Raw genomic sequence first — 17,316 nt, forward strand, 5'->3', positions numbered from 1 at the left:
GTTTTATGTAGGGTACATCTGAAACGGTCGATCAATCTGCGGAAATGGCAATTTCGATCAAATTCGTTTTTCCGGACTGTAGCCCCTGCGTCACCGCCGTGGCGATATCCGCGGCCTGGGTCACCCGGCAGCAGCGGATACCCATCGCGGCGCCCAGCGACTGGAAATCAATTCGCGGGTTAATCAGATCCATCCCGATAAAGCGACCCAGCTTTGTCGAACTGTAGCCCGGCTGTCCCTTCATGAAGTTTTTCAGGATGTTGTACTCCAGGTTATTCATCACGATAAAGGTGACGGGCAGATTTTCGTGCGCCGCCGTCCAGAGCGCCTGCGGCGAGTACAGGGAGGCGCCGTCGCCAACCAGACACACTACCGGCTCGCGTCCCAGCCCCAGCGAGTGCCCTACTGCTGCAGGCATTCCCCAGCCCAGACCGCCGCCGCGCATAAAGTAGTAGCGCGGGTGCTGCTGGTCGGAGATAAACCGGCGAACGTGTCTGGCCGTTGCTATCGCCTCGTCGACAATCGTGGTGCCCGGCGGAACGGACTTTATCACCTCGTAGGCCGCGACCATCGGCGAAATCGCCGGGCGCAGCCGCTCGGCTGCCAGACGCTCTTCCTGCAGTTGCCACTCTTTTTCACGTTCAGCGCGTGCCGCTTTGAGCAGCCGCTGATGCGTCAATTTGCTTGCCACCCGGCGCTGCTCAAGCTTCGGCAGCAGTTCCTTCAGGGAGAGTTTTATATCCCCCATCACCGAGAGGCGGGTGGCGTAGGTGCGGCCAAGTTCGTTCATATCCGCCGAGAGCTGATACACCGCGCAGGTTTGCGGAATGGCCTCGCCCTCGCTATACAAAATGGTAATCAGGCTTCTGCCGCCGATGATAAACACCGCATCGTAGGCATTAACGACGCTGGCGATTTCATTTGCGGTGGTGGGCATATTGCCTCGCCAGAGCGCGTGCTGCGTGGGGAAGGGCAAATTCAACGGCCAGGAGGAGCCGTAGACGTGGGCGCCTAGCGCTTCAGCAAGCTGGACAATCTCCTGCGTCGAGCCGCTGGAGTGAACTTCATCCCCCGCCACAATCATGATCCTGCCGGGGGTAACTTCGCTGAGCGCCTGCGCCAGTTCGTCCAGCGAGCCCGCCACGGTGTGGTAGTTCACTTTAGAGGCCGTTTGTATCCCGGCGTCGCTGAGCTCTTCCATCACGTTCATTGGCAGGGATAGCAGCACCGGACCCGCGGGGGGGTAGCTGGCGGCATGAAAGGCCCGGCGCACAAGAACCGGGAGCTGATCGGCGCTGGTGACCTCCTGCGCCCATTTCACCACCGGCGAGCCAATGGAGACAATGTCATCGTACAGGAGCGGGTCGCGCACGTAGTGCCGGGTATCCTGCTGCCCGACGGTGACAACCAGCGGCGTTTTCATGATCCGCGAATTAATGAGATTCCCCATGCCGTGCCCAAGACCGCTGGCGGTATGCAAATTGATAAAACCGGTCTTGCCGGAGGCTTTCGCGTAGCCGTCGGCAATGGCGACCACGCTGCTCTCCTGGAGTGCCAGAATATAGTGAATATTTTCATGGCGAAGAAGGGCATCAATGAGCGGGAGTTCTGTGGTGCCGGGGTTCCCAAAAATATATTCCACACCTTCACTCTCCAGTACTTCAAGGAGAATGTCGGCACCCGATCGCATATTTAAATCTGACAGGGACGTTAATGATTTAATCATAATGACACCTCATTCAGCGTTATTTAACTCATGCTAAAATTCTTCCTGCGTAGGACGGACAATTATTTCATTTACATCAACGTCGCCAGGCTGTTCGATAGCAAATAATACGGCTCTGGCAATCGACTCTGCCGGAATAGCCTGCTTATAAAATTCATGCAGGAACTGTTTGCTCGGGGCATCAGAGCTGCCAAACTGTAGCTCGCTTTCAACGGCGCCGGGGGAAATAAGGGTCGTCCGAACGGTTTTCCCCGCTTCCTGACGTAAGCCTTCACTCAGGGCGCGGACGGCGAATTTCGTGGCGCTGTACACCACGCCGCCGGGGGCAAGGACCTTGATACCCGCCACGGAGGCCACGTTAATAAAGTGTCCGCTCCCCTGGCACTGGAATACCGGGAATGCCGCTGCGATACCGTACAGCACGCCTTTGACATTGGTATCGATCATCCGGTCCCACTCGTCGGTTTTCAGCTCGCTGAGGGGGGCAATCGCCATAAAGCCCGCGTTGTTGATCAGTACGTCGACGCGCTGGTATGCGGCAACGGCAGCGTCAATCGCGCGCTGAACCTCCTCCTGTCGGGTCACGTCTGCCTTCACGGCAATCGCCTGGCCGCCCTGCTGAATAATGCGATCCACCAGGGCGTTAATTCTCTCCAGACGACGGGCAACCAGAACCAGAGAAAAAGGTTTATTTGCCAGATGAAGGGCAATGGCCTCACCAATACCGCTGCTGGCACCGGTGATAACAACAACTTTGTTTGCACTATTATTCATGATCTTATCTCACTGTTGTGTGATGCAAAAATAAAGGCAGGGACAAATTAAAGAATAATAAGAATATCTTTAATTTCAGGTTTGAATATATTGTATATTTCAGGTGGAGCGACATTCGATTAAACATAGTTGAGTTGCGGGAACAGTGTCAATCGACTTTTAAATAAACAAAATAATTGCAGGCTAATATTTATTTCTTATAGCTGGCGAAAAAATATTATCGTAATGAAGGGAAGTATTGAAAACCCTCTCCTTTTAAGGAGAGGGCAGGATTTTAGACTTTCTGTCGTGCCTGACGAACCGGCGCCCCGTTCGCCACATAATACGCCGCCGTGCTCTTCGCCAGCGGCTCAAGCCCGCGGATCGCGTCGGCAATTTTTTCGCCAATCATAATAGTGGTGGCGTTCAGGTTGCCGGTGATGATCTGTGGCATGATCGACGCATCCACCACGCGCAGCCCTTCCAGCCCGTGAACGCGGCCTTCGCCGTCGACCACCGCCATCTCGTCATAGCCCATTTTGCAGGTGCCGCACGGGTGGAAGGCGGTTTCGGCGTGGTTACGCACGAACTCGTCGAGCTGCTCGTCGGTCTGGCATTCGATACCCGGGCTGATTTCGCGACCGCGATATTTGTCCAGCGCGGGCTGGTGCATGATCTCGCGGGTGATGCGGATAGCGTCGCGGAACTCCTGCCAGTCCTGCTCGTGTGACATATAGTTGAACAGGATCGCCGGATGCTGGTGCGGATCGCGGGACTTGATGCGCACGTGGCCGCGGCTCGGGGAGCGCATGGAGCCAACGTGGCACTGGAAGCCGTGCTCTTTAACCGCGTTCGAGCCGTTGTAGTTAATCGCTACCGGCAGGAAGTGGTACTGAATGTTCGGCCATTCAAACTCTTCACGGCTGCGGATAAACCCACCCGCTTCGAAGTGGTTGCTCGCGCCCACGCCGATGCCGCCAAACAGCCACTCGGCACCAATCTTCGGCTGGTTCCACCACTGTAGGGCAGGGTAGAGGGAGACCGGCTCTTTGCATTCGTACTGGAGGTACATCTCCAGGTGATCCTGCAGGTTTTCGCCCACGCCGGGCAGATCGTGTACCAGCGGGATATCGAACTGTTTCAGCAGGTCAGCGCTGCCCACGCCGGAACGCTGGAGGATCTGCGGAGAGGCAATCGCCCCGGCACTCAGCAGCACTTCTTTTTTTGCCGTCGCTTTGGATGGGATGGTGCTTTCACCCTCTAGCCACTCGACGCCCACCGCGCGCTTGCCCTCAAAGAGGATGCGATCGGTCATGGCGTGGGTGCGGATGGTCAGGTTTGGGCGCGGTTTCGCCTGATCCAGATAGCCGCGCGCGGTGCTGGCGCGTCGGCCCTGCGGCGTGACCGTGCGGTCCATCGGGCCGAAGCCTTCCTGCTGATAGCCGTTAAGATCGTCGGTGCGCGGATAGCCCGCCTGCACGCCCGCCTCCACCATCGCCTCGAACAACGGGTTCACGCCCGGTTTCGAGGTAGTAACGCTCACCGGACCGTCGCCGCCGTGATAGTCGTTCGGCCCCACGTCGCGCGTCTCTGCCTTGCGGTAGTAGGGCAGGCAGTTGAGGTAGCTCCAGTGCTCAAGGCCAGATTCTTTGGCCCAGTTATCGAGATCCATCGCGTTACCGCGGATGTAGCACATGCCGTTGATCAGCGACGAGCCGCCCAGCCCTTTGCCGCGTCCGCACTCCATGCGGCGGTTGTTCATGTAAGGCTCTGGCTCGGTTTCATACGCCCAGTTGTAGCGCTTGCCCTGCAGCGGAAACGCCAGCGCGGCGGGCATTTGGGTGCGGAAGTCAAAGCGGTAGTCCGGCCCGCCCGCCTCAAGCAGCAGGACGGTGGTGTTCGGATCTTCAGTCAGTCGCGTTGCCAGCACGTTGCCGGCAGAGCCGGCCCCGATAATGATGTAGTCAAATTGCAAATAAACCTCCCGGTTAAAATATGGACTGGAATTTACCCATCTCAACCTGGATGGACTTCACCTGGGTGTAGCTCTGCAGCGTCATCACGCCGTTCTCGCGGCCAATGCCGGAGTGTTTGTAGCCGCCGACCGGCATTTCTGCGGCGGATTCACCCCAGGTGTTGATCCAGCAGATGCCCGCTTCGAGCTGATGAATGGCGCGGTGCGCGCGGTTCAGGTCGGCAGTGACGATGCCCGCCGCCAGACCGTAGTCGGTGTCGTTGGCGCGGCGGATCGCTTCTTCTTCGCTTTCATAGGTGAGGATGGACATCACCGGGCCGAATATCTCTTCGCGCACGATGGTCATCTCGTCGGTGCAGTCGGTGAACACGGTCGGGGCAACCCACGCGCCGTTGTCGAAGCTTTCGCCCTTCAGCACGTCGCCGCCGCACAGCACGCGCGCGCCTTCCTCTTTGCCTTTGGCGATGTAGCGCAGCACGCTGTCGCGGTGCGGGAAGCTGACCATCGGGCCGAAGTTGGTGCGTTCGTCGAACAGATCGCCCGCGCGGATGCGGCCCACGCGCTCGACGATTTTCTGCTCAAGCGCGACCTTGAATTTCGCGGGCACGAACACGCGGGTGCCGTTGGTGCACACCTGGCCGGAGCTGAAGAAGTTCGCCATCATGGCGATGTCTGCCGCGAGATCCAGATCGGCGTCGTCGAAAATAATCAGCGGGGATTTACCGCCCAGCTCCATCGTCACCTCTTTCAGGGACGAGGCCGCCGAGTTGGCCATCACCTTTTTGCCGCTGGCGACGCCGCCGGTGAAGGAGACTTTCGCGATGCCCGGATGCTCGGTCAGGTACTGGCCAGTCTCCGCGCCCACGCCCGGCAGGACGTTAAACACGCCGTCCGGAACGCCCGCTTCGGTGTAGATTTCTGCGAGCTTCAGGGCGGTGAGCGGCGTCACTTCGCTCGGCTTGAAGATCATTGCGTTGCCCGCCGCCAGCGCCGGGGCGGATTTCCACAGGGCGATCTGGATCGGGTAGTTCCACGCGCCGATACCCGCCACCACGCCCAGCGGCTCGCGGCGGGTGTAGACGAACGAGGTCTCACGCAGCGGGATCTGGCTGCCTTCCAGCGCCGGGATCAGCCCCGCGTAGTACTCCAGCACGTCCGCGCCGGTGACGATATCGACGGTTGAGGTTTCGGAATAAGCTTTACCGGTATCGAGGGTTTCCAGCTTCGCCAGCTCATCGTTGCGCTCGCGCAGGATATCGACGGCGCGACGCAGAACGCGCGAGCGCTCCATGGCGGTCATCGCCGCCCAGATTTTTTGCCCGCGTTTTGCGCTTTCCACGGCGCGATCGACGTCTTCTCTCCCGGCGGCCTGTACGCTCGCCAGAACTTCACCGTTGGCCGGGTTGATGGTCTCGAAGGTGCGACCGCTGGTGGCGGAGGTATAACCACCATTGATATAAAGCTGCTGTTCTGCCATTCGGGACATAAATTCTCCTCGGTTATTCGGTCGGTAAATGCTGGCTGATGAAGTGGCTGGTGAGCGACTGCGCCAGGATCTTATCCAGCGGCTTGCCGCTCAGCGCGGCGCGTAGCCACAGCCCGTCGATCAGCGCCGCCAGGCCGTAGCCCGCCTCTTCGGCCTGTTCGCGCGGCAGCTCACGGCGGAACTCGTACACCAGGTTTGACAACAAGCGACGGCTGCTCACCTGCTGCAGGCGGTAGAGCATCGGCTGGTGCATGCTGCTCGCCCAGAAGGCCAGCCAGGCCTTCATTGCCGCGCCGCTGGTCTGGGTTTCATCAAAATTGCCGCCGACAATTGCCTGCAGGCGCTGCTCCGCGCTACCGTCCGGCAGGGCGCGTAAGCGGCTCAAAACCGCGTCGCGCAGCTGGCCGGTGATGTCGCGCATGGTCGCTTCCAGCAGACCGTTTTTGTCTTTGAAGTAGTGACTGATGATCCCCGTGGAAACGCCCGCCCGACGGGCGATCTGCGCGATCGTCGCGTCATGCATTCCCACTTCATTTATTGCTTCCAGCGTGGCGTCGATAAGCTGCCTGCGCCGGATCGGCTGCATCCCCACTTTGGGCATTTTTGCCACTCCATTCATCAGCGTTGGTAATACATTAAAGCGGTTTTTGATTGGACGTTCAATATAAAATGTGTCTTAATTGTTGCGGATTTGGATTTCAATAGTTACAAAAACAGTGGGGATACTGGATGACAGACCTTTCACAAGACAGAGAAAAAGACAAAATCAACCCGGTCGTTTTTTATACTTCCGCCGGGCTGATTTTGTTGTTTTCCCTGACGACCATCTTCTTTCGTGATTTTTCTGCCGAGTGGATTGGGCGCACCCTGAACTGGGTGTCGAAGACCTTCGGCTGGTACTATCTGCTGGCCGCGACGCTCTATATCGTGTTCGTGGTCTGCATTGCCTGCTCGCGCTTCGGCTCGGTGAAGCTCGGGCCTGAGCAGTCCAAGCCCGAGTTCAGCCTGCTGAGCTGGGCCGCGATGCTGTTTGCCGCGGGCATCGGCATCGACCTGATGTTCTTCTCCGTGGCGGAACCGGTTACGCAGTATATGCAGCCGCCGGAAGGGGCAGGGCAGACGATGGAGGCCGCGCGCCAGGCGATGGTCTGGACGCTGTTCCACTACGGCCTGACGGGCTGGTCGATGTACGCCCTGATGGGCATGGCGCTCGGATACTTTAGCTATCGTTATAATTTACCTCTCACCATCCGCTCCGCGCTGTACCCGATCTTCGGTAAAAAGATTAACGGCCCGATTGGCCACAGCGTCGATATTGCGGCGGTGATCGGCACCATCTTTGGTATCGCGACGACCCTCGGGATTGGCGTGGTGCAGCTCAACTACGGGCTGAGCGTGCTGTTTGATATCCCGGATTCGATGGCGGCCAAAGCGGCGCTGATCGCGCTCTCCGTCATTATCGCCACCATCTCGGTGACGTCGGGCGTCGATAAAGGCATCCGCGTGCTCTCCGAGCTGAACGTGGCGCTGGCGCTGGGCCTGATCCTGTTCGTGCTGTTTATGGGCGATACCTCGTTCCTGCTCAATGCCTTAGTGCTCAACGTGGGCGACTACGTAAACCGCTTTATGGGCATGACGCTGAACAGCTTCGCCTTCGACCGCCCGGTAGAATGGATGAACAACTGGACGCTGTTCTTCTGGGCGTGGTGGGTGGCGTGGTCGCCGTTTGTCGGCCTGTTCCTGGCGCGTATTTCGCGTGGCCGCACCATCCGCCAGTTCGTGATGGGCACGCTGATTATCCCGTTCACCTTTACCCTGCTGTGGCTGTCGATTTTCGGCAACAGCGCGCTGCATGAGATCATCCACGGCAATGCAACCTTCGCGCAGGAAGCGATGGCGCACCCGGAGCGCGGCTTCTACAGCCTGCTGGCGCAGTACCCGGCGTTTACCTTTAGCGCCTCCGTGGCGACCATCACCGGCCTGCTGTTCTACGTCACCTCGGCGGATTCCGGCGCGCTGGTGCTGGGCAACTTCACCTCGAAGCTCAAAGATATCAACAGCGACGCGCCAAACTGGCTGCGCATCTTCTGGTCCATCGCCATCGGCCTGCTGACGCTCGGCATGCTGATGACCAACGGCATTTCGGCGCTGCAGAACACCACGGTGATCATGGGACTGCCGTTCAGCTTCGTCATCTTCTTCGTGATGGCCGGGCTGTATAAATCGCTCAAGGTGGAAGACTACCGCCGCGTCAGCGCCAGCCGCGACACCGCACCGCGTCCGATGGGCGCGCAGGACAGGCTGAGCTGGAAGAAACGCCTCTCGCGCCTGATGAACTACCCGGGCACGCGCTACACCAAACAGATGATGGAGACGGTCTGCTTCCCGGCGATGGAAGAGGTCGCGCAGGAGCTGAAGCTGCGTGGGGCCTACGTGGAGCTGAAAAACCTGCCGCCGGAGGAGGGAGAGACCCTGGGGCACCTGGATCTGCTGGTGCACATGGGCGACGAGCAGAACTTTGTTTATCAGATCTGGCCGCAGCAGTATTCAGTACCCGGATTTACCTACCGGGCGCGCAGCGGGAAATCGACCTACTACCGGCTTGAGACCTTCCTGCTGGAAGGGAGCCAGGGGAATGATTTAATGGACTACAGCAAAGAGCAGGTGATTACGGACATTCTGGACCAGTATGAACGGCACCTGAACTTTATCCATCTGCACAGGGAAGCGCCGGGGAATAGCGTGATGTTCCCGGATGTTTGAGATTTGAGCTGAATAGCCTATAAATGCATCGCCGTCGCCCTCAAGCCGGGTGGCGGCGATGCCTTACCCGGCCTACAAAATCGGTTTACCGTAGGCCTGATAAGCGCAGCGCCATCAGGCTTTTAGCAGCGTCCACACGTTCCCATCATTATGCTGCCAGACGAGGGTGAAGCGTTTACCTTCAGGATAGTCTCCAGCAGGGTGCGAAAGCGCCAGCGTGATTGTTTTTTCCGATAACTCAGTGACTCTCGCCCACTCAAACCCCATGTAAATTTTTACCTTCGGGAAGAGGGCTTTAAACAAACTCTCTTTGGCGCTAAAAGCGAGCGTCAGCGCCAGCGCAAAAGGGTAGCCCGAGTGAGTCAGGCATATCGCCTCCTGCGCATCAATCATGCCGTCCTGGATTTCGCGGGCTTCGTGGTCTGGAAGAATGGCTTCGTAATCAATACCTACGAGCGCATCAGGATGAGGGACGATAACCGCCATCGCCTGCGTGCCGCTGTGGGTAATGCTCCCCGAAACCCCTTTCGGCCAGAGCGGTTCGCCGCTGGGGCCGATGCCGGGGATCGCGCGTTCATGTATCGCACCGAGCGCATGCGCGGCGGCGATGCGGCCTGCCAGATGCTCGGCTTTGCGTTTGCTTCCGGCGTTTGAAAGCTCTGCGTGGTGGGGGAGCCAGAGGAGATCGGCATCGGTGAAGGTGGTGGGGGCGAAGGTGACGTGGTGGACGGTGTGGCCGGCAAGAATGAACGTGGTGTGGGTTGTGTGCATGTTTTTCCCTTCAGAATTGTGCGGCCTGATGCCCTCACCCCGGCCCTCTCCCATGGGGAGAGGGGGCAAACACTAAAAACGGCAACTGGGTTGCCGTTTTGTTTTTACCTTAGAATCGCGTATTCACGCTCATGTACCAGGTACGGCCCGGCTCATTATACGTATACGCTCCCGCACCGTACATATATGCACCGGTGGTGGCATTTCCGGTCGTCTGGGCATTACCCGCGCGCCACTGGCGTTTGTCGAAGACGTTATCAACGCCGCCGGTCAGACTAACGTTTTTGGTCATATCCCAGGTCGCGCTCAGGCCAACGATGCTGTACGGGCTGACTTCGTCTTTCTCAGACCCGGTCACCGGCTGACCTTTGTAGTTGTACTTCTTCGGCTGCTGCTTGCCGTACCAGGTGAAGGTCGACTGGAGCGACACGTCCTGATGCACCTGCCAGCTCAGGGTCGAGTTAAGCGTGTACTCTGGAATGATCGACAGACGGTCGCCGGTCTCCTTGTTCTTGCTCTGCAGCATGTAGGTGATGTTGTTGGTCCAGTTGATCGTGTCGCTGACCGGCACGTTCAGGGAGCCTTCCAGCCCTTCGACCACCGCTTTCGGTACGTTTTCCCACTGGTAGATATCCGTCTGCACTTTACCGGAAGAAGTCTGGCCAATCGGCGCGTAGCCCGCTTCAATCTTGTCGCGGTAGTCGTTGCGGAACCAGGTGACGCCCGCCAGCCAGCCTTCGCGTTTCCACTCCAGGCCAATCTCTTTGTTGATGCTGGTTTCGGCCTTCAGGTCGTCGTTACCCATCATGTAGCAGCCCACGCCGTCGGAGCTGGCGTAGCAGCCCTGGCCTTTGCTGTAGAGCAGGTAGTTCGGGTTGGTCTGGTACAGGCTCGGCGCCTTATAGGCGCGGGCGATCCCCATCTTCAGCGTGAAGTCATCCCCCAGACCCTGCGACAGGTTCAGGGATGGGCTCCAGTTGTTGCCGACGATAGTGTGGTGGTCGAAGCGCAGGGCAGGGGTCAGCATGGTGCTGTCGGTCAGCTCCATGTTGTTTTCGGCGAACAGGGAGAAAATCTCCGCCGAGGTGTACGGGCTGCGGTCGTTGCTCATGCCCGGAATGGTGCCGCCCTGCTGGGTTTGGGTGAAGGAGGTCGAGTCCTTCATGCGCTGCTGGTTCCACTCGGTGCCGAGCGTCAGGTTCTGGTTAACGAGGAAATCAATCGGCAGGTTGATTTCACTGTGCAGCATCACGTCGGCCAGATCGGTGTCGGTGAATTTATTACTGTTGAACAGGCCTTCCAGACCGCCCGCCAGCCCTTCGCCCAGACGGGAGTTGCGGGTGTGCTCGTACTGCGCCCAGTTGCTGGTGGTAATGCCGTTATCCCAGCCGCCGTTCCAGGTTACCGCGAAGTTCTGGCGATAGATACGGTTGGTCTCTTTGCCGTAGTTCTTTTTCACCAGACCGCTGGAGCTGTTGTCGTTGTTGGTATTCTGGGTATCACCGGCGTAGAGGTTGTTCTGGCGGCTGTAGCCCGCCTCAAATTCCAGAGACTGCATGGGCGCGAAGTCCCAGCGCACCACGCCGTTGATGTCTTTATTTTCCACCCCTTCACGGCCCGCGGGCAGCGTGTCGGCGTAGGCACCGGTTCGGTCAGACTGGTGACCCTGGTTGATGTCCCACGCGTCGGCCTGGGTTTTGTCCAGGTTACCGAACATGCGGAAGCTGAAGTCGCCGCCCAGCGGGCCGCTCAGGCTGAAGTTGGTGCGTTTGGTGGAACCTTCGTCCTTGTGCTCTGGCGCGTTCAGGTAGGTGTTCCAGGAGCCGTGCCACTGGTCGTCGAATTTTTTGGTGATGATGTTCACCACGCCGCCTGCCGCGCCGTTGCCGTAGCGCGCGGCGGCCGGACCGCGGATCACTTCGATGCGCTCGATCATCTCCGGTGGCACCCAGCCGGTATCGCCGCGGGTGTCACGCTCGCCGCGCCAGCCCAGACGAATAGAGTTGCGGCTGGTGACCGGCTTGCCGTCGATCAGGATCAGGGTGTTTTCCGGCCCCATGCCGCGAATGTCAATCTGACGGTTGTTTCCACGCTGGCCGCTGGTGGAGTTCCCGGTGAGGTTAACGCCCGGCATGGTGCGGATGATTTCCGCCACGTCGCGCGCGGGCGGGTTTTTGCGGATCTCGTCGGCGGTGATGGTCGACACGCCCGGCGCCTGTAAATTCTGCTCGGCGGCGGTGATCACCATAGTGTCTTCGTGCTGCGCAGAGGCGGTGTTGTCGTCTGCCACGGCGGGCAGCGCGACACCATAAATCCCTAAATTGACCAGCAAGGCCAGAGAGTGAATCTTCTTATTCATTGTACGTCCCGCTTTTATGGTTATTTAATGAGCGCGCTTCCCACAGCGCGGGCATTACGCTATTGCAAATGCAAATAGTTATCAATAATATTATCAATAAAATTTGCTCTGAAACAAAAAAGTCTGTTAAACATGGGGTTATAAGGGTGACGACGTTAACAACCGGAAGTGAAGCGTGGTGGCAGTCGAAAAACGGACCTGAATGGGAACGTCTGAAGGAGAACTGTCGCGTCACCTTCTGGTGGCGGGATCCGGCAGGCACGCAGAAAACCTCATCGGTCAAACGCGTCTGGCTCTACGTTACCGGCGTGACCGATCACCATCAAAATGCCCGTCCGCAGTCCCTTGAGCGCATCCCGGATACCAACGTCTGGCAGTGGCAGGGCGAATTCAGCCCCGAGTGGCGCGGGAGCTACTGTTTTATCCCTTCTGAAAATGAAAACGATTTTGCCGATACCGTGTTTGAAGGCGAACTGCCGGACCGCATGGCGCTGCGCGAAGGCTGGCGCAGGCTGCTGCCGCACGCGGTTTCCGATCCGCTGAATCCGCAGAGCTGGCGCGGCGGGCGCGGTCATGCCGTCTCGGCGCTGGAGATGCCGGACGCGCCCGTTCAGCCCGGCTGGAATCAGCCCAAAACGCCCTTCAAGGCGCCGATCTGCATTGAATGGGAAAGCGCGCGCCTGAAAAACCGCCGTCGCGTCTGGATTTTCACCACCGGGGATGACGGCCCGGAACGTCCGCTGGCGGTGCTGCTCGACGGGCAGTTCTGGGCCGAAAGCATGCCCGTCTGGCCCGCGCTGGCGTCGCTTACCACCGAGCGCAAACTGCCGCCTGCGGTCTACGTATTAATTGATGCGATCGACATGGAACATCGCAGCCGCGAATTGCCCTGTAACCGCGATTTCTGGCTGGCGGTGCAGGAAGAACTTCTCCCTCATGTAAAACAGCTCGCGCCCTTCAGCGACCGCGCCGACCGTACCGTGGTCGCGGGCCAGAGCTTTGGCGGCCTCTCTTCGCTTTATGCTGGCCTCAACTGGCCGCAGCGGTTTGGCTGCATCCTCAGCCAGTCCGGATCCTACTGGTGGCCTCACCGCGGCGGGCAGCAGGACGGGCTGCTCATCGAACAGCTTAAAGCGGGTGAAAAAACCGCACGCGGGCTGCGCATCATCCTTGAGGCCGGGCGTAACGAGCCGCTTATCTTCCGCGCGAACCAGGCGATTTACGCCGAACTCCGCGCGCAGCAGGTTTACTGGCGTCAGGTTGACGGCGGACACGACGCGCTTTGCTGGCGCGGTGGGCTGACGCAGGGGCTAATGACCCTCTGGCAGCCGCTTATTCAATAACGGAGTCTGTATGGAATTCAGCAATCCTTTCGATAATCCGCAGGGACAGTTCGCCATTTTGCAAAACGACCAGGGGCAGTACAGCCTGTGGCCGCAGCAGTGCGAACTGCCGGCGGGGTGGCGCGTGGTGTGCGAAGCGCAGTCTCAGGAGGCGTGCCAGCAGTGGCTCGCCGGGAACTGGCGCACGCTTGAACCGTCCCATTTTGCGGAGGGGAGCGCATGAAACGTCTTCCTCTCGTCGCCGCCCAGCCGGGTATCTGGATGGCGGAACAGCTGTCCTCCCTGCCAAACGCCTGGAGCGTGGCGCATTACACCGAGCTGAAAGGCGATATCGACGCGCCATTGCTGGCAAAAGCCATCGCTGAGGGCATGATGCAGGCCGATACCCTGCGAATGCGTTTTGCCGAGGATAACGGCGAGGTGTGGCAGTGGGTGGATGACACCCTCATTCTGCCGGAGCCGTCCATCGTTCGCGTTACCTCTCACGACGCTGCCGTGGCGCTGATGGAGGCCGATCTCCGCCAGAACCTGCGCGTCGACAGCGGTCAGCCGCTGGCGTTTCACCAGCTGATTCAGGTGGGGGAAAGCCACTGGTACTGGTATCAGCGCTATCACCATCTGGTGGTGGATGGCTTCAGCTTCCCGGCCATTACCCGCCAGATCGCCGCGATTTACGCCGCGTGGAAAAAGGATGAACCGACTCCTGACTCCCCGTTTACGCCATTTGCTGAAGTGGTGGAGGAGTATCAGCGCTATCGCGGCAGCGAGGCGTATCAGCGCGACGGCGCTTTCTGGGCCGAGCAGCGCAGGCAGCTTCCTTCTCCGGTCTCGCTCTCTTCCGCACCGCTGCCGGGACGCGCCGCCACAACCGATATCTTGCGCCTGAAAGTCACCGCCGACGGTCGCGCCTTTAGCCAGCTTGCGCAGGCGGCAGGACAGGCGCAGCGTACCGATCTGGCCCTTGCGCTGGTGGCGCTGTGGCTGGGCCGCCTGACCGGAAGGCTGGACTACGCCGCCGGGTTTATCTTTATGCGACGCATGGGCTCCGCCGCGCTGACCGCGACCGGGCCGGTGCTCAACGTCCTGCCGCTGGCGGTGAATATCAACCCGCAGGAGAGCCTGCCGGAGCTGGCGCTGTGCCTGGCCAACCAGCTGAAAAAAATGCGCCGCCATCAGCGCTACGACGCCGAGCAGATCGTGCGCGACAGCGGGCGTGCCGCAGGCGACGAAGCCCTGTTTGGCCAGGTGCTGAACGTGAAGGTGTTTGATTATCAGCTGGATATCGACGGCGTGGAGGCCATCACCCACACGCTGGCGACCGGCCCGGTAAACGATCTTGAGCTGGCGCTGTTCCCGGACGAGCAGGGTGGGCTGAGCATTGAGATCCTCGCCAGTAAGCAGCGCTACGACGAGGCGACGCTGACGCGTCACGTTGCGCGCCTGAACGCGATGCTGATGCAGTTTGCGGCCAACCCGGACCTGCGCTGCGGCGAAGTGGAAACCGTTTCAGAGCAGGAATACCAGATGCTTGCGCGCATCAACGATACCGGGCTGGCGCTGCCGGCCACCACGCTGGCGGATCTGGTGGCGGAGCAGGCGAGCAAAACGCCGGACGCCCCCGCGCTGGCGGACGCGCATATTGAGCTCAGCTATCGTGAGATGCGCGAGCAGGTGGTCGCGCTGGCAAACCTGCTGCGCGAGCGCGGCGTGAAGCCGGGCGACAGCGTGGCGGTGGCTCTGCCGCGCTCGGTGTTCCTGACGCTGGCGCTGCACGGCATCGTCGAGGCTGGTGCCGCGTGGCTGCCACTGGATACCGGCTACCCGGACGATCGTCTGCGGATGATGCTCGAGGACGCGAAGCCGTCCCTGCTTATTACCACTGACGAACAGCTTCCGCGATTTAGCGATCTGCCGATTAGTGCATTTAGTTACAACACCCTTTTACCGGCTGCGGATGCAAAACCGCTGCGCCTGGCGAAGCCGGAGCAGACGGCGTACATCATCTTTACCTCCGGTTCGACGGGGCGTCCGAAAGGGGTAATGGTCGGCCATACCGCCATCGTTAACCGCCTGAAGTGGATGCAGGACCACTACCCGCTGGACGCGACGGACGTGGTGGCGCAGAAAACGCCGTGCAGCTTTGACGTGTCGGTATGGGAGTTCTGGTGGCCCTTTATCGCCGGGGCGAAGCTGGTGATGGCAGAGCCGGACGCGCACCGAGATCCGCAGGCGATGCAGAGCTTCTTCGCCCGGTACGGCGTGACCACCACCCACTTCGTGCCGTCGATGCTGGCGGCGTTTGTCGCGTCGCTGACGCCGGAAAACGTGGCGTGCTGCAAAACCCTAAAGCAGGTGTTCTGCAGCGGCGAAGCGCTGCCGACCGAGCTGTGCCGCGAGTGGGAGCAGCTCACCCGTGCGCCGCTGCACAACCTGTATGGCCCAACCGAAGCGGCGGTGGACGTGAGCTGGTATCCGGCGTTTGGGCCCGAGCTGGCGGCGGTGGAAGGAAACAGCGTGCCGATCGGCTTCCCGGTTTGGAACACGGGGCTGCGCATTCTGGACGCGATGATGCGCCCGGTGCCGTTCGGCGTGGCGGGCGATCTGTATCTCACCGGCATTCAGCTGGCGCAGGGGTATCTGGGCCGTCCGGACCTCACCGCCAGCCGCTTTATTGCCGACCCGTTTGCCCCCGGCGAGCGGATGTACCGCACCGGCGACGTTGCCCGCTGGCTGGACAACGGCGCGGTGGAATATCTCGGCCGCAGCGATGACCAGTTAAAAATTCGCGGCCAGCGCATCGAGCTGGGCGAAATCGACCGGGCGATGCTGTCGCTGCCGGACGTGGCCCAGGCCGTCGCCCACGCCTGCGTGTTCAACCAGGCGGCGGCCACCGGCGGGGATGCCCGCCAGCTGGTGGGATACGTCGTCTCCGAATCCGGCTTACCGCTGGACCGCGACGCGCTGCTGGCGTCGCTCAAAGCCCAGCTGCCGCCGCACATGGTGCCGGTGGTGCTGCTGCAAATCAGCGCGCTGCCGCTCAGCGCGAACGGCAAGCTGGATCGCAAGGCGCTGCCGCTGCCGGAGTTGACGAGTAAAACCTCTGGCCGCGTGCCGGAAAGCGAATCCGAAATCGTCGTCGCGCAGGCATTTTCCGCGCTGCTCGGCTGCGAGGTCAACGACATTGAGACCGACTTCTTTGCCCTCGGCGGACACTCGCTGCTGGCGATGCGCCTGGCGGCGCAGCTTAGCCGCGCGTTCGAGCGCAAGGTTACGCCGGGGCAGATTATGGTCGCCTCCTCGGTGAGCAAGCTCAGCGCGCTGCTGGACTCGCAGATGAGCGACGAGCAGGCGCAGCGTCTGGGGTATGAAACCCTTCTGCCGCTGCGCGAAAGCGACGGGCCGACGCTGTTCTGCTTCCACCCGGCGTCCGGCTTTGCCTGGCAGTTTAGCGTCCTGGCGCGCTACCTCAGCCCGCGCTGGTCTATCGTCGGTATTCAGTCGCCGCGTCCGGACGGTCCGATGCAGCAGTGCGCTGATCTGGATGGAGTCATTGAGCATCACCTGGCTACGCTGCGTAATCAGCAGCCGCAGGGGCCGTATTATCTGTTCGGCTATTCCCTCGGCGGCACGCTGGCGCAGGGTATTGCGGCCCGCCTGCGCGAGCAGGGAGAAGCGGTGGCCTTCCTCGGCCTGCTGGACACCTGGCCGCCGGAAACCCAGAACTGGTCGGAGAAAGAGGCCAACGGCCTTGACCCGGAAGTACTGGCGGAGATCGAGCGCGAGCGTCAGGCGTTTATTGCTGCCCAGCAGGGACAGGGCTCCAGCGAGCTGTTTAACGCTATAGAGGGCAACTACGCCGACGCGGTGCGTCTGCTCACCACTGCGCACAGCGCGCGCTTTGACGGCAAAGCGACGCTGTTTGTCGCCGAGCGGACGCGAACGATGGATCCGCAGGTCGCCTGGGCGCCGTGGATGGCGGAGCTTGAGGTGTACAGCCAGGACTGCGCCCACGTGGATATCATTTCACCGCAGGCGTTTGAGAAGATAGGGCCGGTGTTGAGGGAGATACTGGGATAACGTCAAAAGCGCCGGGTGGCGGCTGCGCCTTACCCGGCCTACGGAACCGTTGTTGATGTTTGT

At 60.3% G+C, this 17,316-nt stretch carries 11 protein-coding genes; 4 read left to right on the plus strand and 7 right to left on the minus strand.

The annotated features are described in order from the left end of the window. Positions 1-31: 31 nt before the first annotated feature. The 5 genes from ADJ24_RS11180 to betI form a co-directional block, all read right to left on the minus strand. Positions 32-1,726, minus strand: coding sequence for a thiamine pyrophosphate-binding protein (locus ADJ24_RS11180; RefSeq protein WP_048702458.1), 1,695 nt, complete (start codon positions 1,724-1,726; stop codon positions 32-34). Between the two features lie 33 nt (positions 1,727-1,759). Further along, on the minus strand, positions 1,760-2,500 hold the full coding sequence (locus tag ADJ24_RS11185; RefSeq protein ID WP_023310691.1) for an SDR family oxidoreductase: 741 nt from the start codon (positions 2,498-2,500) through the stop codon (positions 1,760-1,762). 274 nt (positions 2,501-2,774) lie between these two features. Beyond that, positions 2,775-4,454: a choline dehydrogenase gene (gene betA / locus ADJ24_RS11190; RefSeq protein ID WP_023310692.1), complete on the minus strand. Its 1,680-nt coding sequence runs from the start codon at positions 4,452-4,454 to the stop codon at positions 2,775-2,777. Between the two features lie 13 nt (positions 4,455-4,467). Further along, positions 4,468-5,940, minus strand: coding sequence for a betaine-aldehyde dehydrogenase (betB, locus tag ADJ24_RS11195; RefSeq protein ID WP_023310693.1), 1,473 nt, complete (start codon positions 5,938-5,940; stop codon positions 4,468-4,470). Positions 5,941-5,953: 13 nt separating this feature from the next. Beyond that, the gene (betI, locus tag ADJ24_RS11200; protein WP_023310694.1) at positions 5,954-6,541 is read right to left on the minus strand and encodes a transcriptional regulator BetI; all 588 of its coding nucleotides are present in this window, start codon (positions 6,539-6,541) and stop codon (positions 5,954-5,956) included. Between the two features lie 128 nt (positions 6,542-6,669). Here betI and betT point away from each other — a divergent pair, with 128 nt between their 5' ends. Continuing rightward, complete coding sequence (gene betT, locus ADJ24_RS11205) at positions 6,670-8,703, plus strand: choline BCCT transporter BetT (protein ID WP_023310695.1); 2,034 nt, start codon at positions 6,670-6,672, stop codon at positions 8,701-8,703. A gap of 114 nt (positions 8,704-8,817) precedes the next feature. Here the strand turns inward: betT and entD are convergent, their stop codons facing one another. Together entD and ADJ24_RS11215 are read right to left on the minus strand one after the other, a co-directional pair. Continuing rightward, a complete protein-coding gene (gene entD, locus ADJ24_RS11210) occupies positions 8,818-9,474 on the minus strand; it encodes an enterobactin synthase subunit EntD (protein WP_023310696.1) in 657 nt (218 codons plus the stop codon). 109 nt (positions 9,475-9,583) lie between these two features. Beyond that, on the minus strand, positions 9,584-11,833 hold the full coding sequence (locus ADJ24_RS11215) for a TonB-dependent siderophore receptor (protein ID WP_023310697.1): 2,250 nt from the start codon (positions 11,831-11,833) through the stop codon (positions 9,584-9,586). A 146-nt stretch (positions 11,834-11,979) separates the two neighbouring features. Here ADJ24_RS11215 and fes point away from each other — a divergent pair, with 146 nt between their 5' ends. Genes fes through entF form a run of 3 tightly spaced genes read left to right on the plus strand, consistent with a single transcriptional unit; the run spans position 11,980 to position 17,253 of the window. Continuing rightward, on the plus strand, positions 11,980-13,176 hold the full coding sequence (fes, locus tag ADJ24_RS11220; protein ID WP_032668095.1) for an enterochelin esterase: 1,197 nt from the start codon (positions 11,980-11,982) through the stop codon (positions 13,174-13,176). Positions 13,177-13,186: 10 nt separating this feature from the next. Continuing rightward, positions 13,187-13,399, plus strand: a complete 213-nt coding sequence (locus tag ADJ24_RS11225; protein WP_023310699.1) for an MbtH family protein — start codon at positions 13,187-13,189, stop codon at positions 13,397-13,399. After that, positions 13,396-17,253 (plus strand): enterobactin non-ribosomal peptide synthetase EntF, encoded by a 3,858-nt coding sequence (gene entF, locus ADJ24_RS11230; protein WP_023310700.1) that lies wholly within the window; start codon positions 13,396-13,398, stop codon positions 17,251-17,253. Before ADJ24_RS11225 ends, entF begins: the two co-directional genes overlap by 4 nt. The last annotated feature ends 63 nt before the right edge of the window (positions 17,254-17,316 follow it).

The organism is Enterobacter sp. 940_PEND (assembly GCF_001059415.1).
Classification (GTDB): Bacteria; Pseudomonadota; Gammaproteobacteria; order Enterobacterales; family Enterobacteriaceae; genus Enterobacter; species Enterobacter cloacae_M.